The 21,664-nt window shown below is 40.1% G+C and carries 20 protein-coding genes; 3 read left to right on the top strand and 17 right to left on the bottom strand.

What is annotated here, in order from left to right; genetic code table 11:
• Positions 1-86 precede the first annotated feature (86 nt).
• Positions 87-1,418: a polyamine export protein PaeA gene (gene paeA / locus EAE93_RS08620; RefSeq protein WP_214039514.1), complete on the top strand. Its 1,332-nt coding sequence runs from the start codon at positions 87-89 to the stop codon at positions 1,416-1,418.
• Positions 1,419-1,535: 117 nt separating this feature from the next.
• Here paeA and EAE93_RS08615 read toward each other — a convergent pair whose 3' ends face one another.
• A complete protein-coding gene (locus EAE93_RS08615) occupies positions 1,536-1,742 on the bottom strand; it encodes a DUF1107 domain-containing protein (protein ID WP_011148633.1) in 207 nt (68 codons plus the stop codon).
• A 289-nt stretch (positions 1,743-2,031) separates the two neighbouring features.
• On the opposite strand from EAE93_RS08615, the gene EAE93_RS08610 reads away from it, so the two are divergent.
• Positions 2,032-2,586, top strand: a complete 555-nt coding sequence (locus EAE93_RS08610) for a YtfJ family protein (RefSeq protein WP_036776573.1) — start codon at positions 2,032-2,034, stop codon at positions 2,584-2,586.
• A gap of 112 nt (positions 2,587-2,698) precedes the next feature.
• On the opposite strand, the gene cysQ is transcribed toward EAE93_RS08610, so the two are convergent.
• From cysQ to EAE93_RS08590, 4 genes are all read right to left on the bottom strand, one after another.
• Positions 2,699-3,442 (bottom strand): 3'(2'),5'-bisphosphate nucleotidase CysQ, encoded by a 744-nt coding sequence (cysQ, locus tag EAE93_RS08605; protein WP_036776574.1) that lies wholly within the window; start codon positions 3,440-3,442, stop codon positions 2,699-2,701.
• A 258-nt stretch (positions 3,443-3,700) separates the two neighbouring features.
• A complete protein-coding gene (locus EAE93_RS08600) occupies positions 3,701-5,074 on the bottom strand; it encodes an MFS transporter (protein ID WP_036810100.1) in 1,374 nt (457 codons plus the stop codon).
• Positions 5,075-5,198: 124 nt separating this feature from the next.
• Positions 5,199-6,302, bottom strand: coding sequence for a hypothetical protein (locus tag EAE93_RS08595; protein WP_214039513.1), 1,104 nt, complete (start codon positions 6,300-6,302; stop codon positions 5,199-5,201).
• 582 nt (positions 6,303-6,884) lie between these two features.
• Positions 6,885-7,505 carry a peptidylprolyl isomerase gene (locus tag EAE93_RS08590; protein WP_214039512.1) on the bottom strand — a complete coding sequence of 207 codons (621 nt, stop codon included), beginning with the start codon at positions 7,503-7,505 and terminating at the stop codon, positions 6,885-6,887.
• A 270-nt stretch (positions 7,506-7,775) separates the two neighbouring features.
• Between EAE93_RS08590 and EAE93_RS08585 the strand changes: the two genes are divergently transcribed.
• On the top strand, positions 7,776-8,492 hold the full coding sequence (locus EAE93_RS08585) for a helix-turn-helix domain-containing protein (RefSeq protein WP_036776580.1): 717 nt from the start codon (positions 7,776-7,778) through the stop codon (positions 8,490-8,492).
• A gap of 36 nt (positions 8,493-8,528) precedes the next feature.
• Here EAE93_RS08585 and EAE93_RS08580 read toward each other — a convergent pair whose 3' ends face one another.
• The 12 genes from EAE93_RS08580 to rnr all read right to left on the bottom strand — a co-directional run bounded on the left by EAE93_RS08580 (position 8,529) and on the right by rnr (position 21,640).
• The gene (locus EAE93_RS08580) at positions 8,529-9,824 is read right to left on the bottom strand and encodes an ATP-grasp domain-containing protein (protein ID WP_110085873.1); all 1,296 of its coding nucleotides are present in this window, start codon (positions 9,822-9,824) and stop codon (positions 8,529-8,531) included.
• 10 nt (positions 9,825-9,834) lie between these two features.
• Complete coding sequence (locus tag EAE93_RS08575) at positions 9,835-11,022, bottom strand: MFS transporter (RefSeq protein ID WP_044467102.1); 1,188 nt, start codon at positions 11,020-11,022, stop codon at positions 9,835-9,837.
• A 123-nt stretch (positions 11,023-11,145) separates the two neighbouring features.
• On the bottom strand, positions 11,146-12,843 hold the full coding sequence (locus tag EAE93_RS08570; RefSeq protein ID WP_036776588.1) for a carbamoyltransferase family protein: 1,698 nt from the start codon (positions 12,841-12,843) through the stop codon (positions 11,146-11,148).
• Between the two features lie 22 nt (positions 12,844-12,865).
• A complete protein-coding gene (locus EAE93_RS08565) occupies positions 12,866-13,669 on the bottom strand; it encodes a dimethylarginine dimethylaminohydrolase family protein (protein WP_110085874.1) in 804 nt (267 codons plus the stop codon).
• A complete protein-coding gene (argG, locus tag EAE93_RS08560; RefSeq protein WP_036776593.1) occupies positions 13,666-14,856 on the bottom strand; it encodes an argininosuccinate synthase in 1,191 nt (396 codons plus the stop codon). The genes EAE93_RS08565 and argG overlap by 4 nt, the downstream gene beginning before the upstream one ends.
• Positions 14,846-16,033 carry a PLP-dependent cysteine synthase family protein gene (locus EAE93_RS08555; protein ID WP_235319415.1) on the bottom strand — a complete coding sequence of 396 codons (1,188 nt, stop codon included), beginning with the start codon at positions 16,031-16,033 and terminating at the stop codon, positions 14,846-14,848. The genes argG and EAE93_RS08555 overlap by 11 nt, the downstream gene beginning before the upstream one ends.
• Before the next feature lie 681 nt (positions 16,034-16,714).
• On the bottom strand, positions 16,715-17,167 hold the full coding sequence (gene rplI, locus EAE93_RS08550) for a 50S ribosomal protein L9 (protein WP_036810089.1): 453 nt from the start codon (positions 17,165-17,167) through the stop codon (positions 16,715-16,717).
• Positions 17,168-17,205: 38 nt separating this feature from the next.
• On the bottom strand, positions 17,206-17,433 hold the full coding sequence (gene rpsR, locus EAE93_RS08545; protein WP_000135199.1) for a 30S ribosomal protein S18: 228 nt from the start codon (positions 17,431-17,433) through the stop codon (positions 17,206-17,208).
• A 4-nt stretch (positions 17,434-17,437) separates the two neighbouring features.
• The gene (gene priB / locus EAE93_RS08540; RefSeq protein WP_011148645.1) at positions 17,438-17,755 is read right to left on the bottom strand and encodes a primosomal replication protein N; all 318 of its coding nucleotides are present in this window, start codon (positions 17,753-17,755) and stop codon (positions 17,438-17,440) included.
• A gap of 5 nt (positions 17,756-17,760) precedes the next feature.
• A complete protein-coding gene (rpsF, locus tag EAE93_RS08535) occupies positions 17,761-18,156 on the bottom strand; it encodes a 30S ribosomal protein S6 (protein WP_036776597.1) in 396 nt (131 codons plus the stop codon).
• Between the two features lie 179 nt (positions 18,157-18,335).
• Positions 18,336-19,073: a 23S rRNA (guanosine(2251)-2'-O)-methyltransferase RlmB gene (gene rlmB, locus EAE93_RS08530; protein ID WP_036810356.1), complete on the bottom strand. Its 738-nt coding sequence runs from the start codon at positions 19,071-19,073 to the stop codon at positions 18,336-18,338.
• Between the two features lie 122 nt (positions 19,074-19,195).
• Entirely contained in the window at positions 19,196-21,640 is a 2,445-nt protein-coding gene (gene rnr / locus EAE93_RS08525) for a ribonuclease R (protein ID WP_036810086.1), read from the bottom strand.
• Positions 21,641-21,664 lie beyond the last annotated feature (24 nt).

Raw genomic sequence — 21,664 nt, 5'->3', positions numbered from 1 at the left:
TTATTTTATATGATTTTTATTGTTTCCTCCGGTGCTCTTCTAAATGACAGCCTACCCTACCACCGGAGGTAAAACACGGACCCCATATGCTAAATAGTCTCTTAATAGTGTTTCTATTGTGCGCGATAAGCGCCTTTTTTTCGTTATCTGAGATCTCTCTTGCTGCCTCCAGACGAATCAAACTAAAACTGATGGTCGATGAGGGTAATGTCAACGCAGCCCATGTCCTCAAATTACAAGAAACACCGGGAATGTTTTTTACCGTGGTGCAAATCGGCCTAAATGCAGTGGCAATTTTGGCAGGTGTTGTCGGTGAATCCGCATTCTCCCCTTCACTGAAAGCTTTTTTCATGAAATTTATGCGTCCTGAATGGGCGGAACAGTTGGGCTTTATCTGCTCATTTACCATTGTGACCAGTATATTCATTTTGCTCGCAGACTTGACACCAAAACGTATCGGCATGATCAAACCTGAAGCTGTCGCAGTGAAAATCGTAAACCCAATGCGTTTCTGTCTGACAGTTTTCCGTCCGCTAGTTTGGCTATTTAATGGCCTGTCTGATCTTATCTTTAAGATTTTTAAAATTCCGACAACGCGTAATGAAGACATCACATCTGATGATATTTTTGCGGTTGTGGAAGCAGGCGCCGTTGCTGGTGTGCTGCGTAAACAAGAGCATGAACTGATTGAAAACGTGTTCGAACTCGAATCCCGTACAGTGCCCTCGGCCATGACCTCAAGGGAAAGTATCATCTACTTCGACAAGAATGAAAGTGAAGAAAGTATCAAACAGCAGGTTTCCAGCCAGCCACACTCCAAATACCTGATATGTGATGGAGATATTGACCACGTTATCGGTTATGTGGATTCCAAAGACCTACTCAACCGTGTCTTGAGTGGTCAAAGCCTAAGCTTCAACAAGGGTGTCCAGATCCGCAACGCGCTGATCATTCCAGATACTTTAACGCTTTCCGATGCTTTAGAAAGTTTTAAAGCGGCGGGTGAAGATTTCGCTATTATCCTGAATGAATATGCGCTGGTAATGGGTGTGATTACCCTTAATGATGTTATGACTACCCTGATGGGTGATTTAGTCGGCCAAGGGCAGGAAGAGCAGATTATCATCCGTGACGAAAATTCATGGTTAGTAGAAGGGGGAACACCTATCGATGATGTACAGCGGGTACTGGATATTGATGACTTCCCTGATTCAAGTAACTATGAAACCATTGCCGGTTTCATGATGTTCCGGCTGCGTAAAATTCCAAAGTGTACCGATTCAGTCAAATTTGCTGGTTACAAGTTTGAAGTTGTCGATATTGATAACTACAAAATCGATCAGCTACTAGTCACAAAAATCACGGATATTCCCACCGCGACGCCAACACAAAACCTACTTATCAGTGATGATAAATAAAAACGGCCTACTCTTGAACTAAGGCCGTTTAGTATTCTCGTTAAGCGCCACTCATTGTTATTTTGTGGCGCTCTGATTACATCAGTATGAATATGCAACCCGACTCTTTTTCGTTATCTATCCTATTTCGGCCTGCAAACGTAGCACTTGCTGATTGACTTCGCTCATTACACTAAAATGGCGCTTATCTCTCACCTTCGGTGGTAAAATTTTGCCACAGTCGAATTCAAAAGCCCCCATATCTTTAATGTATAAACGTCCACGGAATAAAGTTTTAACGTAGAGAGCAATTTTCAGTGGGTTATATCGGTGAAAAATTTTCATCTCTGCTTTTTTCCTCCTAAGTGCTTCTTACGGTTACGTTTGGTGAACCAACTCCATACACGATACCGTTATGTAGAATAATAGACTGAATTTATCCGATTTTGTTCCCTCCATTTTTAGTTTTATGCACCGAATTTACATAAAATGACAGATATTTAGATATACATAACTATGTAACTTTATCTCTTACTTAATGTTAAAAATTTGATCTTCTTTAAAGAGATAAATCAGTTAATACCCGCTATGCTAGAGATCCATGTATTGTCACATAACCTACAAAGGAAAAATTATGATAAAGAACTTTATGCTATATGCTGCGCTACTTTGTTCTCCTGCTTTAGCATTCGCTCACAACATCACCCTGGAACAGCAGGTTCCTTCGATCAATGTCTCTGATAAAGGTGAGTTGCTACTCAATAATAACAAGTTTAGCTACCAAAATTGGGATAGTGGAAAACTGATTGGTAAAGTGAGAGTCATACAACATATTGCAGGTCGTAGTGCCGCTAAAGAGATGAATGCTCCACTGATAGAAGAGATAAAACGCGCTGATTTTTCAAAAGAAAAATACCAAACAACCACCATCATCAATGTCAGTGATGCCATATTCGGTACTGGGCCATTTGTCCGCAGTAGTATTGAAGATAGCAAAAAAGAGTTTCCGTGGTCTCAGTTTATCGCTGACAGCAACGGTGTGGTCAAAAAAGCTTGGCAGTTGGAAGCGAAAAGTTCTGCCATTATTGTCCTGGACAAAAATGGCGCAGCGAAGTTTGCTAAAGAAGGTAAGCTAAACAGTAGCGAAATCAAACAAGTCATTGAATTAGTTCGTAAAGAACTACAGTAAAAACATCCGTGGTGATAACGACTTGCAGGTATGTTTTCGTTTGCCCTTATCACCACTATTCTGCTAAAAAACAAATCTACTGAAAAACAAATCTGCTAGAAAACAACCACGATTAAAAAATCGTTACTCTAAATCCCGGATTTAGGAATGATTCACGAGGCGTATAATCTAGAGTCTGACCTTTCCAATTCGTCACGTGAGCACCAGCAGCAATGGCTATAGCATGACCCGCCGCAGTATCCCAGATATGAGTAGGTCCAAAACGAGGATAAAGTTGCGCTTTTCCTTCAGCCACCAAACAGAACTTCAGTGAAGACCCCACAGAAACCGTCTGATGTTCACCTAACTGATTGAGATAATCTTCTAATTCTGTATCCATATGAGAACGGCTAACGACTACCATTGGTGGATTAGCATCACGAATTTTAATCGGCAAGCATTGACCACCACCGGCTTTTTTCCATGCCTGCCTCCCTTGCCCGGAATAAAGCGTATCCTGCACAGGAGCATATATGACCCCCATCACAGGAACGCCCTCGTCAATCAAAGCGATATTAACCGTAAATTCACCGTTACGATTAATAAATTCTTTAGTACCATCCAGAGGATCAACTAACCAATAGCGCTTCCAATCACGCCTCTCTTCCCAAGAGGGAAGCTCTTCTTCCGACAACAGTGGAATTTCCGGAGCGATACGGGATAATCCGGCTTTAATGATTTTATGAGCTACAATATCAGCCATAGTAACCGGTGAATCATCTTGCTTATGATCAACTTTCAGAGGATGTTCATCCTGATAAATTGTCATAATAGCCGCACCAGCTTCCTGAGCCAGTTGGCAGATTTGTTCTAGCATCATACACCTCTGCGGTTAGTCATCTGTTATCATTTTAGACTATATTACCAATTGATCTTTTATTGGAACGGTAAGAATTTTATTACCCCTCTTAAAATAAAAACAACTGGATATACCTGCTCAAGTTACTGACAATCTGATGCAATCGCTATTATCTTCATGTTCTCACCAAGCACTTTTGCCCAATATGATGCCGTCATCTAACCCGTTGTACCACCAACAATTCATTCATTTAAGTTAAGCATTAAAAACCTTGTGTTAATATCCGCGACTTCGTTGTAAACCCTGGCACACCGCAAGCGCCACTAAAGACAACATGGCGGCTATCAGTAACGCCATAGCTTCCGAGATATGGATGACAGACTCCTCGCTGTGTTGCGTCAACAATGAAAAAAAAGCGACTCCTGCGGCAAACCCGACTTGACGCAACGTGCTGGTAAGCGCTGCCGCCAATCCTGAATTCTCAGGAGCAACATTGTCCATCACCAGCCTTGCCATCAATGGGTTAAGTACTGCCGCTCCCGTACCTAACAACAACAATCCAACCGCCAACAACCAAACATTCCCATCAACAACCGGACTAAAGATACCAGCCAACAGCACCAATCCAACCGTTAACATCAGGAATCCCTCGGTAGCTTGAAGATTGAAACGCTCGGCAATCCTCAATAAAGGTACCAAGGTTAACGGCAAAGAAAGCAATAGCATTGTCATAGCCAGATACAATGCATCAAAGCCCAATTTCACCGCGAAATATTGCGGTAACACCACAAATAAGCTCCAATAGGCGATAGAAAAAATAATCGGCAGAACCAATGAGATAACAAAGGCACCATTTTTAAGCTCAGGTAAACGTGTGAAACTACGCACAGAAAAATGGTGACACAGCCAAACGCTTATTCCCCCCAGAATAAGCAGCGTTGCCTTGATGATAGTGCCATTCTGACCCGGAAGCACTTGATCGATATATTGATACATGGTGACCAACAACAGAATCGCCGTCACTGGTAAGGTACTAAACAGAGAAACACGGCTTAACGCCCCACCGGCAGACAAAGTGCGGCCTTTTCTTTTCAACATCAAGAATACAACCAGCCCTCCTAAGGGCAAATTAAGTAACAATATCCATGACCAATCCAGCATCCTGATTATCAAGCCCCCTAAAGGCGGCCCCAAAGAAAAACTCAGCCCAAGTATCATTGACCAGGTTTTGAAAACCTGTGAACGGTTACTACTTCCCACGGGAAATAGAAGATTCAACAACGCCATCGCCGCTGTATTCAAAAAAGCGGCGGCAATGCCTTGAATTAAACGAACAAAGATAAAACTGCCAAGAGAAACACAACTAACGGACATATAAGAAGCAACAACGAACACCAACAAGGCGGAAATCAGTGTTCTCATGGCTCCCAGACGATCAGTGATTATTCCGGCGGGTAATAGGAAAGCAGCAAAGCCTGCTGTATAAGAAATGCTGAGCCATGCTCCTTCTTTAACACCAAAACCAAGTTCAGTCGCGATCACCGGGATAGCAACCCCTAAGCCAGTTGTATCAAAACCAATCATAAAGGTGACGATCATGATGGCGATAAATATAGCTCTGTATTTCGTATCTTGATTAGAAGAATTCATATAGTCCTATAATGTAAGAGGGTGAATAATAGCCACGCTTTTCCATACATAATTAATGTTTCAGACAACAATAATTCAGGGATCACTATCATCTGAAACATATGACAATATCGTGTCAATTTACCTAAGCAAGAATTGAACCTTCAAGATATTTGACCACATTGCGATCAATAAGACATTCACACTGTTCATCCATCACACCAAGCGCCGTTATCCACATTTCCTCCATACGTGCCCTTGCCATTTCAGGACCCTTTTCATGCGCCAATAGTGCTAGCATGTAAGTTGTGCCAGAAACCGTATAACCAGCCATTTTGATTCGGGAACACTTCAACGACAGCTCAAGAGGAGATGCATTCATTTCCGCCAAGCTTTTGGCAACAAAGGCGTTTTTCTGGGCCATATCCTTAACATCAGGAGAATTCAAAAATTGTTCGCGGGCAGTTTCATTCTCAATCAGGTAACGTAACGAGCTCATCAGATGGAAACTTTCCATCGGTTTAATCACCGAGACATCGGCGCCATGCCAAATATCGAGGAGTGCCCACAGATCCATCTCTTTGACATTACCTGGCATGATTTTCTGACCGGTATTATGGCCTACAGCATCCAAATAAACATAGGCAGTGCTGGTCTCACTATTTTGGGAGAACGAATAAATTTTCGTATAATCCCCCGCCTTACTGATCCCTTTTTTCGTCAACATCACTTCCTCTGGTAAACGTCCCAACGTAACCACTCCATGAACATGATTACGCGAAAGGATAAAACCCACTTTTTCCAGCAAATTATGAGTCTGTTCCTTATCAAAATTACCGTTATTATCCCGCACACCCCATTGCCCATCCTCTGTTAACGCCAGACCAAAAGGATCGACAATCATCTTTACTGGCACGGAACCAATCAAAGCCAATATATTTTGCAGTGTTTCTTCAAATAATATTAAGCCCGCTTCAATATTATTATTTCTATTTGCCGACGAGATAAATCTCAGAGAAATATATTCTACTCCGAGTGTATTAGCGTGAATTATTCGGTTGGCAGCGCTACGCCAACCATAAGCAAAATAACCAGGTATCCCCTTTGTCGGATTACGTTCTTCTTCTCCGAGATCAATACTAACATCAATAGCCTGTGCCATTCTTTTCGGGGAAATTCGGTATAGACTTTCAGAATTAATACGACGAGAAAAATAGGGTATTAATGGCGACATTTCAATTGCACTCATTTCAATTTCCTTTATATCAAGATAAAACTCCTGGCTTATTAATTCGCCAGACCTTTTCATAATCGTTGATGCAATGAATTAATTACACTATTCTTCAATATATTTAATAAATCAACATTATCTTTATAATAAAAACAAGCAAAACATTATTTATTTGTTATTAAAGTTATTAGAAATAAAAAATACTTTAAAATGCTGAAATTCAGTCAAAAGTAAAAGTAAACAAGTGTTAACAAGAGAAAGGAAAAAGTGGAATCTAACCTTGCCAATGCGAAACAGTACTATGATCACAATTAAGATCTAGAAAGAACCCAAATAATGGTGACAATAGTATGGGATATCAGGACAAAAATAGTGTTACCGACAACATTCTTATTCATTTTTGAGGTGAAAACAAAAACTGATCAGGCCAAAAACCCTATTCAAAGAAACAACTGGGACATTGAGAAAAAGCCAGTTAATCGGCAACATACTAGCTGAAATTTTCGATAGTCTGAAAACACCACCCACTTTATTAAATGGGTTTATCAGTAGTCTGAGGCGAATATACCGGCTATTTTTAATCCTACTTCTGGATAAAACTTACAGAATATCCAATAATTCCACCTCGAAAATCAGAGTGCTATATGGAGGAATCGATGCACCAGCGCCTCGCTCACCATAAGCCAAATTATAAGGGATATAAAGCTCCCATTTAGAACCGACAGGCATCAACGTCAATGCTTCAATCCATCCAGCAATCACACCATTCACCGGAAATTCAGCAGGTTCGCCACGCTGTACTGAGCTGTCAAACACGGCGCCATCAATCAGACGTCCGGTATAATGAACACGCACGCTATCAGTACGAGCAGGAATTGCACCATCCCCCTGTTTTAGAACAGAAAACTGTAAACCGGATTCAGTGATGCTTATACCATCACGCTGAGCGTTTTCTGCCAAAAACTTCTGACCCTCTTCTGCCATAACTTGCTGACGTTCACGACGCACACCATCCGCACGTTCATGCATTTCACGTAAGGCACGATGTAGTATATCAACCGGCACCGCTGGAGAACGATTTTCCAGCGCATCACACAACCCTGCTAACAGCGCTTCAGGTTCCAGACCTTGCAGGCCAGACTCCAGTAATTGCTGACCAACTTGCAAGCCAACTCCATAACTTGCTTGTGCCTCGATAGAATCAAAAGAAAGTTTTGCCATGAAAATACCTGTGATCAAATTAAATTAGGTTCGTAAGCATAACAGCGCTATGCAGCAGGGTAAACCGAAGATATCACTAGAAAAATACATGTCGACAAAATATATAAGAGCTAATAATCGATATAATTCTAAGTAGCATATTCATTCCTTAAAGGTTACAATATAAAAATTCAATTTTTATATATTTTTACTTATAATTGATTATATGAATGAAATATTTTTTATATAAAATTAATTTTATTGCAAATATTATACGACGAGGAAAATCTTATGAATACATTATTTAATGAGATTTCATCTGAAATTAAAAAATCCAAAACCATGCCAGAATTAGAAAAGAAGCTGTTAAACGCGATAAATTATCTGGGTTTTGAATTCTACTCAATTTATCAGGAAGAAAAATACCCATTCACGACTAAAAAATATGTCCTAATAACCAACTTAAATATAGAAAATGCAAATAATTATAATCAAGATAATAATCACGACAGCGACCAGTTAATGAATGGCGATTACACTTTCTCTATTCCGTCAATTTGTAATGATAAAATATCAGAAAACGCTGATTTTATGATTGAAAAATCAAATCCAAATAAAAATGAAGTTAAAAATAGTCTTTCAATCAAAATTAAAGGTTATCATGGAGAAAGGTCAATTTTTTCAGTTGCCAGAAAAGAAGGCACCATTTCCCACAATGAAATACTTAATAAAGCAGGAATGTTAGGCATATTGGCGAATGAATGCATAAAAACATTCAATAATCTAAAAAACAAAAAGGATAAGATCATTGTTCCAACTCTCTCTACCAGAGAGGTTGAAGTCATAAGATGGACTTGTGAAGGAAAAACTTCTGCTGAAATAGCCGATATACTGGATATTTCGACAAGAACAGTTAATTTCCACATTAACAATATCATGGAGAAATTAGTGGTTCCCAATAAAGTCGCGGCAGTTGCTAAAGCAATAGCATATAATCTAATTATATAACAATTAGAGCCGAAATAAGGCTCTACCCATACGAAATTACAAAATATAATTAGACAATATATCCCTCCATGCATCATTAATTTCATTCATCAGGGATTCACATTTGACGTGCTCATCATTAATATGCACACAAACGTAACCACAGAAATCATTATTGCTTTTTGGTGTTTCGTAAACTAATGAATTCTTCTCTAAATTAATTTTTATTGCAATAATTTCGTAATATAATTTACTTAGAATATTATCAATAGATGCTAGTAATACTTCATTAATTTCTGTTTTATCGAATTTATCATTAATCTTTCCATCTTTACCTGCCAGCAAATTAATCAAAAATGCTCTCCCCTTCGCTTCAGGCAATATCATCCGATCACTAAATCCTTTGACTAAATGGTCAACCCAAATTTCCTGTAAATTTATACCATATACCCGGTTAGCCATATCCCAAATACGCATACCCGCAGGTCTACGATTAGTTTCAACCAGAAAAGTTTCTCCCGTTTTACTCTCCTGCTTAATCTCATTATGGAATGCACCAAGAGTTTGCCCTGAGATCAGATTCATTGCCTGCCCTGCTTTATGTAATGCAATCGTATTTCCGCCATCACATTGCGCCGGTACTATTTGCCCTATTTCAACAGGATATTCCCCTTTCTGAGAAACTTTTTGCGTTAAAAACGCCATACAGCCAATACCATCATAAGAATATTCTGTATCGAAAATAATAAGCTCTTCTGCAAGAACTTGATTACCGCCTGATTGCTCAACAGATTGAACAAAAGCCGTTGGGATTTTACTTCTATCTTTAACCGCAACCACTCCTATATTTGCTCGACCACAATTAGGCTTAATAATCACACCATACGGAACAGAGTCATAAAATTCTTCTAATTCTTTAATCTCATTAATGAAAGTATATCGAGGTGTCTTAATATGTTGTGCCGCAAGCAGTGGTAATATCCGAGTTTCTTGTTGGCGGAATTGATATTTTTCAATACCCGCAAAACTTAATTCGGGATCATCACCATAAACATTTAATTTTTTCGCGATAACAGCAGCATACCCAGATACCGCATCCATAAAGGGGAGAATAGCCGCACATGTCATATTAAGTTCACCAAGAATTGCCATCACACTATCAACATAATTTTCTGTTCGTACAGGAATATGATAGACAAATGATGTAATATCTTTCTCCTCACCGGACAACATATCGCTAATAATCACCAACTCAAGGGAGTAATGAAATCGAATATAATCGCGAATATTAACGATTTCACTCAGCCTTGCCGGAAGATAATCAAGCACTAACAAATATTTTTTTGAACACATATTTCATCCATTATTGACTATTATGCAGATTAAATTTAAGTGAACGATAAGGATTAATAATAACAAACATCAATAAAACAAATGCAGAGAATATCAGATAAATACTATTGTAGGAAAAATAGTTCAGTAAGTTAGCACAAATGAAACTAGTTAAAGGTGTCGCTAACTGATTCAAAACCAGCACCACACCAAGATACTGAGAAAAGCTCTGCTTCGGAATAAGACTTGCTCGATAAGAGCGAGAAAAAAGATTAAAACAACCTTCCGCACCAATGACCAGTAAGAAACCTAATGTGTAAACCACAAATAACGGCCCGGTAGCAAATAGTGTCAAACCACATAAAGCAATCAGAAAAGCCGTTACACCAACGATACGCACATCAAAAACTCGGCATAATTTTGGCGCAATAAAAAATACACAACAATTCACCAACCCCGCATAAGCCAAAAGTTGAGCATAACTCCCCTCTGGCTGTGAAAAAACGCTGGTGATAACATAAACTGCCGTTGACAGAATAGCACCTTGCATCACATTCATCAGAAATGTCAGGCCAATGACGCGTAACAAGGATGGGTTTCCCATCAAGAATTTAAAAATGGCCGGCAGATTATAACCTTCTCTATTAGCGTGTTCTTCAATCTGGTTTTTCCTTTGTAGCTGAAACCATATCAAGCTACTAATCAGAAAAGGAAAAAATGCAAATGCAAATACCGCATAAACACTAAATTTATAAACCAACAAACCGACAACCGCCGGGGCTGCAATATAGGTAAACTGTTCAACAAACTGTAAACGAGAGTTAACAGAAGGTAATTCTATTGCACTTATGTTTTTAGAGACAAAACCTTCAAGGTTGACATATCCCGCCCCACTAAAAAAGGATAAAACACATGAGAGAGGAATAATGATATATACGATGCTATTATCAGAATATATAAATGAAAGAATAAAAAGAAATAAGCAAACTAATGATCGAAGAATATCACTCAGGAATAACATAACCAACGTATGCATCCTGTCGCCCATCCAACCAGAAATAGGGAGTGAAATCACCCTGAATAGCCGCTCAAGCCCAAAAGCAAAAGATGAAAGTGAAGCACTATTAGTTGAGGTATATACTAATACAGGCACAGCGAACATAACAAATGCTTCTGAAAAAACAGAAAAAAAGCGAGCCAGTATGATCCTATGTATCATTAATATTACCTCAACCTTATTATCTATCCCAATAGGCCATTTTATTTATCAATTCGGCTCTGAGCAAGACTGAAACTGATTCCATCAATTATGCCTACTGGGATAGATTTTTACTTGCAATAATTAATGAACAGATTTAATCAAATAATTCCCCAAAACTAAATAATCAATATTTGTTTTCATGAAAGTTTTAATGGCATCATCAGGAGAACAAACGATCGGCTCACTATCGTTATAAGAGGTGTTCAGCAACAAAGGAACACCGGTTTTCCGATAAAATGCCTCAATCAACAGGGCATAATCTGGATTTGATGCACTATCTACCACCTGAACTCTAGCAGTACCATCTTCGTGAACCACTGCCGGAATTTTCGATGCCTGATCCACTTTAGCATCCATCGCTAACAACATATATTTTGCAGCTTCCGGTAATTCTTTCCGAACATGGAACCAATCAGCAACATGTTGACGCAATACACTAGGCGCAAATGGTCTAAACATTTCACGATGTTTAACTTTACGATTCATTAAATCCCGAATATCTTTATTTCTCGGATCGGCCAATAAACTACGATTACCTAATGCCCGCGGCCCAAATTCCATCCTCCCCTGGAACCAACCAACGACATTATTTTCGGCCAGCAAGTCTGCGACGACTTCATGAATATTCTCTTCATATGTCCAGTCCAAACCATGCGCTTTCAAGCTACGTTGGTAATCATCTTCACTATATCCCAGACCCCAATAGGTATGAGTCAGAGGATAGCGTTGATTATTTCCAAGAATCTGATGCCAGATAAATAGTGCGGCACCAGTAGCCGTCCCGCCGTCATGTGCGGCAGGCTGAACAAAGATATCTTCGATATCCAACTCTTCATATAGTCGCTTATTCGTAATGCAGTTTAACGCCACACCACCCGCAAGACAGAGCTTATTCGTTGCTGTTTCCTGCAAATAATGACGAGCCATATTTAGCACGATTTCATCAGTTATTTGCTGGAGAGAAGCGGCGATATCATAATATTCCTGCGCAACTTCACCACCTGGCACTCTCTTCGCAATACCAAACAGGGATTCTAAGTGAGAAAAATCTTGGCTGCGGAAATTGAGAATGGAGTTATCGATCGTAAACTCACCTTTCTCATAAATTTTGACGAATTGCTGGAACGCCGGCATAAAACCTTCAGGCTTACCATAAGCAGACATTCCCATTACCTTGCAGGCATCGTATACAGAGAAACCCAGGAATTCTGCCAGTTTCTCCCACATAAAACCAATTGAATGAGGGTATTCAATGGTTTTAATTTTTTCCAAACTATTACCATTGCCCAGATATACCCCTGCGGTATTATCCTCTCCAACACCATCAAGCGATAAGGTTAACGCTTTATCAAATGGCGAAACAAAATAAGCAGATGCCGCATGTGCTGTGTGATGCGGAACCCAATGAAATTGACCACGGAATCCCATTGATTGTAAAATTTCTGGTACTGAAGTAGTTTTACGATAGAAAATAGATTCACCCGAGACACTTCCCCAACTTCCTTCATGGGTGGCTTCATCAATAAAGATTGATTTTCTTCGTTCTATCGGATCGATAGAAAACCCAATATGACTCACATCTTCCAAGCTAATACCCGCAAAGTCTAATGCAACTTCAATAGAAGCCAATGGCAATTCATCGGGATTATCAATATTTGCTGGTTTTCCGTGTTTTCTTCTATTTAAACGCTCTTCTTCAATGGCAAAGATAGTTTCTCCATCTTTTAATAAGCAAACTGCTGACTCATGGTAAACTGAATTTATACCTAAAATATACATAGCTAATTATCCTCCCATATAATTATTTAATTTTTAATACTAAGCAGCGAAGACTACCACCACTCTTTAAGAATTCACTCATATCACATTTAACCACATTGTAACCATAATTATTTAATTGATGCTCAACCTCTATAGAACAATCATGCATGAGAATATCTTTACCTATTGGGATATTATTACAGACAAATAATTCTTTAGCGTCATGTTCTGATATTGAGATCCGGCGCTCAAATGTTTCAATAATATAATTTTGGCTCTCTTTAGTAAATGCTTCTGGATAGTAAACAACTGTATCTTTGTCAATAAATGAGAATGCCAGAGCTACATGAAAGAAAGTTTTATCCTGAATATGCAGTTCACCTTTAACTTTAAGTTCTGGATAGACTTTCTGAATCTTATTTATTGCTTCTTTATCTGAGCGAGGGCCATAACCAAATATGATATCATTTTCCCAATAGATAACATCTCCAAGCCCTTCAAAATAGATACCTTCATCAACACGATGTATCTCATAACCTAGATTTTCCAGGTAATCGATATAATACTGGCTTTCCCCTTGGCGTTCAGCGTGCCGGAAATTACTAGCAAGGAATTTATTATTATGCACCATACCGCAATCACCTGAGAAAGTCATATCAGGCAAACCATTAACAGGATCAATAGTGCGAATAGTGATGCCACGTTCAGTTAACCGTTCATAAAGAAAATCCCATTGTTGCTGTGCTAGTTTTTTATTGACTCTATTATTAGGGTCCATCCAATCATTAATAACGTATTCAATATCGTAGAAATCCGGTTTACACATTAATAATTCTTTAATCATAATATTTGCCTCATCTTAGATTTAGCACTTTGCTTAGTATGGATATTAAATATTTTTGCGAATCCCTCTGCATCGTTTTGACTATATAAATGCCCACAATTATATATTGCTAAATTATCATCATAGATAGTTGTCTTTGAAGTGCGGGAACAAACGTTGGCATATTTATAGCCTAATTCAAGCTTAATCTCACCATTGACATGTTGATTCATGCTATCAATAAAATGGTTTAAATGAGTTAATAAAGGATCATACCAAAGCCCAGAATAAACTAATTCAACCCATTTTTTATCGATTATCTCTTTGAACCAATTCTCGTTACGATTACTACAGTAACATTCCAAATCACGATGAGCGGTAATTAAGATATGTGCAGCAGGTGATTGATAAATTGCGCGTGTTTTCAAACCGACAATGCCATCTTCAACAATATCAAAAATGCCAATTGACTGTTTTTTACCAATTTTATTTAATATTTCAATAATTTCATATAATGATTTTTTCTCGCCGTCGATCGATATCGGTATGCCATTCTCAAAACCTAATGACAAAAATATTGGCTCAGTGGCTGATAGTGCATCCTCAAATAATTTCTCTTTGACATCTTCAGGAATTAACATTTCTGGCTCTGCCAATGGTCCACATTCGACACTGAATCCCCATATATTTTCACTGGTAGAATAAGGGTTATTACAACCAAATTCTTGAGGAATACCATAATTCATAGCATAACTATTTACGACACTTTCGTCGTATTTAAAATCTCTCAACGAAGCAATAGGTATTTTATTCAGAATTTCTATATTCATATCCATTCTGACTTGATCATTACCTCTGAATTGATGAGCAATATAATCAATATTGAGCTCATTGGCTACTTCAACTGCCGCCTCCGCAATCGCAGGCCGGGAAAGTGCAGCACTGAGAAAATAACCATTTTGATAAATAGCATTCGCTTTTATCGCTTTTGTCAGGAAGTGTTCAGCATATTGCGCCCGATAATCTTTATAGATAAATTTATCAGCGCCCGCAACCATGCATTCCAGTTCAATATCTTCAATGTCTCTTACCTGTCCTTCATCAATATAAAGAGCAATCACCTCTTTATACTTAGATTTAAGACTTCTTATGATAAGAGGATTATAGAGGCGATTATAGTAAATCACCAAAACACGATCAGAACTCATTTAATACGCACCCCATGTTTGTAATAATTTCTTCTAGCTGAGGTTCTACTTTACTTTCCTCAACTAATTCTGAGAAATTATTTTCAAATAACCAAGTATCATTATAAATTGTGTCGATATAACGTTCTCCACTATCAGGAATAATGACAACAATATTATCTCCAGGTTTAAAATCATCCAAGTGATTTAATGCTGCGCTTACCGCACAACCTCCCGTTCCACCAATTAAAATACCTTCATTTCTAGCTAATTTTCTTGCTATCCGAAATGCATCAATATCTGCAACCTTCAAGGTAATATCGATGTTGTTACGCTCCAGAATAGAAGGTATAAACGTCAGTCCCGCGCCCTGTACTAGATATTTCCCTTGTTCACCACCGAAAATAACTGATCCAACCGGTTCAACACCATAAATTCGCACCTGTGGATTTTTCTCTTTCAAATAACGGGAAATCCCGGTAAGTGTTCCACAACTGCCTGCCGTCGCAAAACAAGCAGTCAAATTATTGCCAAAAGTTTCATACAACTCACGCCCCGTGGAATGATAATGTTCATCAGGATTAACCTGATTTTCAAATTGCATGGGGCTAAACGCATTCGGATAGGCTTTTATAATCTCTCTAGTTAAATCAATACGATATTTGACAGTATCCGTTCCCGCTTCAAATTCTGGCAGGAAAATGATTTCCGCACCAAATGCTTTTATTTTATCGCGCTTCGCTGCCGGTACCATACGGTCCAAGACAGCAATAAATCGATAACCTTTAACAGCACACGCCATTGCCAAACCAATTGCCGTATTGCCCGATGATGGTTCAATAACCACCATGCCTGGTCTTAATTCTCCCTGAGCCTCTGCCCTTTCCAACATTGCAGCCGCAATGCGATCTTTAATACTCCCACTGGGGTTAATATTCTCCATTTTGAGAAAGACATTAATACCTTTAGTGTATCTACCATTCAACATAACTACTGGAGTATTACCTATAGTTTGTAATATGTTTTTACCTAGTTTCATACCAGTTTTATCCCTTATGTCCGGGTTAATATGAAGAACATATAATGATGATAAGGTATTTTTATTAATAAATAAGTAAATCAATTCAATATCTAGTGTATCTATTAATTTATTAATGAAACCATTCACTTTATAAATAACTATGGAGAATAACTTCATGCCTATTAACAACAAGCGTATTCATTTGTGTTCTCACACAAGGGTTAATTAACAAAAATGATAATTATAAAATTACACTTAAAAGTCTACTGTCAACTCTGACAGTTATATCAATAAAATCTCATATAAATTTTTGATATTATCGTTCAATAATAAGGATATATATTATCATCATTAAATATTCTTATATAAACTCATATGAAATAAATTATTATAATGACAAATAACCGTGACTATATAAGAATATATTTCTAATTATTATGAAATAATCATACATGTAATTAACCAGATTTATACGTATATATATCAAAATATGCAATAAAAAATTCTCATATCACAACAGAATTAACAATAACGATATTATCTGATAATAAGAAATACGAATTGGATTATTTATAGATAATAATCTGATAATGAATAATATTTTTGCTATAAAAAATGCAAAATCAACAATGATAAAAACAGAAAAAAGACAATATTATAGAAGAATAAGCAAGAGAAACTATGATTCTATAAACGACAAAATAAGGGAAATAAATGTAAAATAAATCAGATTAATACCCAATTACTGGGAATTATCGACAAAAATCTTATGGACTAGCGAGAGAATAGTCAGTCGAGGCAATAAAAAACGCCGGCATTGCCAGCGTTTTTTACTTGTTAGCATCAGTTAATCAGGGATTAAGCTTCAGCAACAATGTTAACGTTCAATTTAGCGAATACATCGCTGTGTACCTGGAAATTAACTTCGTGTTCACCAGTAGTACGCAGAACGCCATTAGGCAGACGCACTTCGCTCTTAGAGACTTCAACGCCTGCGGCAGTAACTGCATCAGCGATATCACGAGTACCGACAGAACCGAACAGTTTACCTTCATCACCCGCTTTAGAAGCGATGGTAACGGAACCCAGTGCATTGATTTTCTCAGCGCGAGCCTGTGCTGCTGCCAGAACGTCAGCCAGTTTAGCTTCCAGTTCAGCGCGGCGTGCTTCGAAGAATTCGATGTTTTTCTTAGTTGCAGGAACAGCTTTGCCCTGTGGTACTAAGTAGTTACGGGCATAACCCGGTTTAACGTTAACTTGATCACCCAGGCTACCCAGGTTTGCTACTTTATCAAGCAGAATAATTTGCATTACCTTATCCTCTCAGAGTCGTTAATGGACTGTGCCGATTACTGATGACGATCAGTGTAAGGCAACAAAGACAGGTAGCGCGCGCGCTTGATAGCACGAGCGAGCTGACGCTGGTATTTTGCACGGGTGCCAGTGATACGGCTTGGTACAATTTTACCGCTTTCGGTGATGTAGTTTTTCAGCGTAGCGATGTCTTTATAATCAATCTCTTGAACGCCTTCCGCGGTGAAACGGCAGAACTTGCGACGACGGAAATAACGTGCCATTTGGCTAGTCTCCAGAATCTATCAATTCAATCTGCTCGGCATGAAGAACCAGTTTGTTAAGACCATTGCGACCTTGATGGCAACTAATGAATCCTGAAACGGTTAATCGACTGCCGACCGTTATACTGTGAGTTAAAACTTGTAACAATTGTCCGCTGGCAATAACGGGCATTCTGCACCATGCTTGCCTGCTCAGACCGGCTTCCTGTTGCTGTGAACGGTGCTCAAGCACAAACTGGCAATGAGGAATGCCGGCAGGACTGACTTTTCGAATGGGGACTTTGCACACTGTGCCAGAAAGCACCAAACGATTCGTTGTCACAGTTATTACTCTTCAGAATCCCCAGCTTCTTCAGCATCCATATTGGCGTCTTCCAGAGAGTAGTCACGGCTGCGACGTTCATCTTTGGCTTTAACCATTGGAGATGCTTCAGTTACCGCGTGCTTAACGCGCATAATCATGCTGCGGATAACGGCATCGTTGAAGCGGAAGTTAGTTTCCAGCTCATCAATCACTTCCTGCGGCGCTTCAACGTTCATCAGAACGTAGTGAGCTTTGTGCAGTTTGTTAATTGGGTAAGCCAGTTGACGGCGGCCCCAGTCTTCCAGACGGTGAATCTGACCTTGCGCGTTAGCGATAGTCGCACTGTAACGCTCGATCATGCCCGGAACCTGTTCGCTTTGGTCAGGATGGACCATAAAAACGATTTCGTAATGACGCATTAGAATTGCTCCTTACGGATTATTCAGCCTCCTGTCAGGGTCAACCGCGGCCCGTGGAGGCAAGGAACTTGTTTAAGTGCGGCTGAAAAATTGACGCGTAACTATACCTACCCTACATCAAAAACTCAAGGAATGAACAATGCAAAAATACTTTTGTTTCATAATGTCAGATAAGTGAGTTACAACGAGCCGCGCTGACGCACCGCTTCAAACAGGCAAACTCCCGTGGCAACGGACACATTCAACGATGAGACAGAACCCGCCATTGGGATGCTAATCAATTCATCACAGTGTTCGCGAGTCAGGCGACGCATACCTTCCCCCTCCGCCCCCATCACCAATGCCATAGGACCCGTTAGTTTGCTCTGATACAATGTATGATCAGCTTCTCCCGCTGTACCTACCACCCAAATATTGTTCTCCTGCAATAAACGCAAAGTACGGGCAAGGTTGGTGACACGAATAAGTGGTACGTTCTCCGCAGCACCACATGCCACTTTCTTTGCCGTGGCATTAAGCTGAGCGGAGCGGTCACGAGGCACAATAACAGCATGTACGCCTGCTGCATCAGCACTACGCAAACAAGCCCCCAGATTATGGGGATCTGTCACACCATCAAGTACCAACAAGAAAGGGGTTTCTACTTTTGCCAGTAAATCTGGCAGGTCGTTTTCTTGATACTGACGCCCCGGCTTCACTTTAGCAATAATTCCCTGATGCACCGCACTTTCCGTTTGATTATCCAGCCACTGACGATTTGCCAGTTGGATAGTCATCCCGATGCTTTCCAGCGCATGAATCAATGGTGTCAGGCGGCGATCTTCTCGTCCTTTCAGGACATAAACTTCGATAAAACGCTGAGGATCGCGCTCCAGTAAGGCTTTAACGGCATGAATACCGTAGATAATTTCACTCATAATCTTCTTATTTTCACTGTCATACAGCACTGACGAAATACTGTGAGCCTATGCGATAAGCTCCATCTATTCAGTGGGAGATTAAAATATTTAGGCTATCCCGCAACAGGATAGCCCTTTGATTATTTATCTGCGCTTTTCTTAGCCCGTTTAGCTTTGAATTTAGCGGCAATTTTCTGAGTCTTGGCAGAAAGCGTCTTACCCTTTTTCTTTTCCCCTTTAGGCTTATCCGCCGATCGCTTTTTACGAACAGCGCTGCCATCAGGCTCAAAGTGGGTCTCTTTACGGTAACCACGCCCTTTTTTATTACTGCTTTCGCGACCAAGTTCTACTTTTTTCGCTTTATCGCGTGCTGTTTTGCCTACATTCCGGGCTTTTCGGGCGGTAGAAAGCAGCTTAAAGTCAATATTACGTTCATCCATATGAACCGCTTCCACACGAATTTCAACTTCATCCCCTAACCGGAAAGTTTTACCCGAGTATTCACCCACTAAACGCTGGCCAACATTATCGAAATGATAATAATCATTACTCAATGTGGAAACATGCACCAAGCCGTCAATAAACAGATCATTCAAGCGAACAAAGAAACCAAAACCTGTCACACTGGTAATAATCCCAGTAAAAGTATTGCCCACCTGATCTTGCATAAAATCACACTTAAGCCAATCGGCAACGTCTCTCGTCGCTTCATCTGCGCGGCGCTCTGTCATAGAGCAGTGTTGACCCAGTTGCAGCATCTGTTCCACATCGCTGTGCCACCCCCCGGTCAGTGTTCCACCTTGCTCAACAATGCCTTGCTGTTTCGCCAGCAGATATTTAATCGCCCGATGCAATACCAGATCCGGGTAACGGCGGATAGGTGAGGTAAAATGCGCATAAGAATTTAATGACAGACCGAAGTGACCCCGGTTTTCCGGATCATAAATTGCCTGTTTCATTGAACGCAGTAATAAGGTTTGCAATAGCTCATGATCCGGGCGTTCAGCCACTTGATGCATCAGTTGCGCATAATCCTTTGGTGTTGGTTGCATGCCACCAGGCAACGTCAATCCTAATTCGCCGAAAACCGAGCGTAAGTTAACAATGCTCTCTTCTTTTGGCCGATCATGAATACGGTAAAGCACTGGCTCGCCATTTTTTTCCACGAAACGCGCCGCAGCAATATTCGCCAGAATCATGCACTCTTCAATCAGCTTATGAGCATCATTGCGAACAATTGGTTCAATTCGCTCGATACGACGTTCAGCATTAAAGATAAATTTCGCCTCTTCTGACTCAAACGAGATTGCGCCACGTTGCTCTCGGGCATTTTCCAATGCCTGATACAACTCATGTAAATGCTCAATATGCTGAACCAGTGGCCTGTAGTGCTCACGCAGCTCTTCATCGCCCTGCAACATACGCCATACTTTGGTATATGTCAGACGGGCGTGAGAATTCATGACGGCTTCGTAAAATTTATAAGATGATAATCGCCCCTGCGCTGAAACCGTCATCTCACACACCATACAAAGGCGATCAACCTGCGGGTTCAGAGAACAGAGGCCATTAGAAAGCACCTCCGGCAACATGGGGACAACCTGAGACGGGAAGTAAACCGAGTTACTCCGGTTACGCGCTTCGGTATCTAATGCGGTTTGCGGGCGCACATAATAACTGACATCAGCAATAGCAACCCATAAACGCCAACCACCACTTCGCTTCCTTTCACAATAAACGGCATCATCAAAATCACGGGCATCTTCACCATCGATTGTCACCAACGGCAAAGCACGCAGATCAACACGGCCTTTTTTCGCCGATTCTGGTACCTGTTCATCCAAAGAAGCAATCTGGTTTTCCACCTGTGGCGGCCAATTGTGGGGAATTTCATGAGTACGCAGGGCAATTTCTACTGCCATATTCGTTCCCATCTTTTCACCCAACACTTCAACTATTTTACCGACAGCTTTTGTGCGGCGCGCCGGGCGTGTAATCAACTCGACCACCACCACATTTCCCATGCGAGCACCACCGCTTTCATCCTTCGGGATCAGGATATCAAAGCTCAAACGACTATCATCCGGCACGACAAATCCCATACCAGAGTCAAGAAAATAGCGGCCGACAATCTGGCTGGTCTTAGGCTCCAATACACGAACGATACGCGCTTCATTACGCCCTTTGCGATTCTGAGGCAATGGTTGCGCCAGCACAACATCACCATGAATAGCCATTTTTAATTGCTCAGCAGAGAGATAAAAATCATCTTTGCGGCCTTCTACTCGCAGAAAACCATAACCATCTCTATGCCCAATAACCGTACCTTTCAATAAATCTAATCTTTCCGGCAAGGCATAGCATTGGCGACGAGTGAAAACCAGTTGACCATCCCGTTCCATAGCTCGTAAACGACGACGTAACGCTTCAATATCTTCATCGTTAATCAGATTCAGTTCTTGCGCCAGTTCCTGGCGACTTACCGGTACAGTATGTTTAGCAATAATGTCTAAGATGTACTCGCGGCTTGGAATGGGTGATTCGTATTTTTCTGCTTCGCGTCCCAAAAAAGGATCTTGTGACATGGCTGTTCCTCCGTTGTCATCAGC

Origin of the sequence: Photorhabdus akhurstii (genome assembly GCF_018448925.1) — a bacterium.
Lineage (GTDB): Bacteria > Pseudomonadota > Gammaproteobacteria > Enterobacterales > Enterobacteriaceae > Photorhabdus > Photorhabdus akhurstii.
Note: the sequence above shows the minus strand (reverse complement) of the source record. Positions and strands in the feature narration are given on the sequence as shown.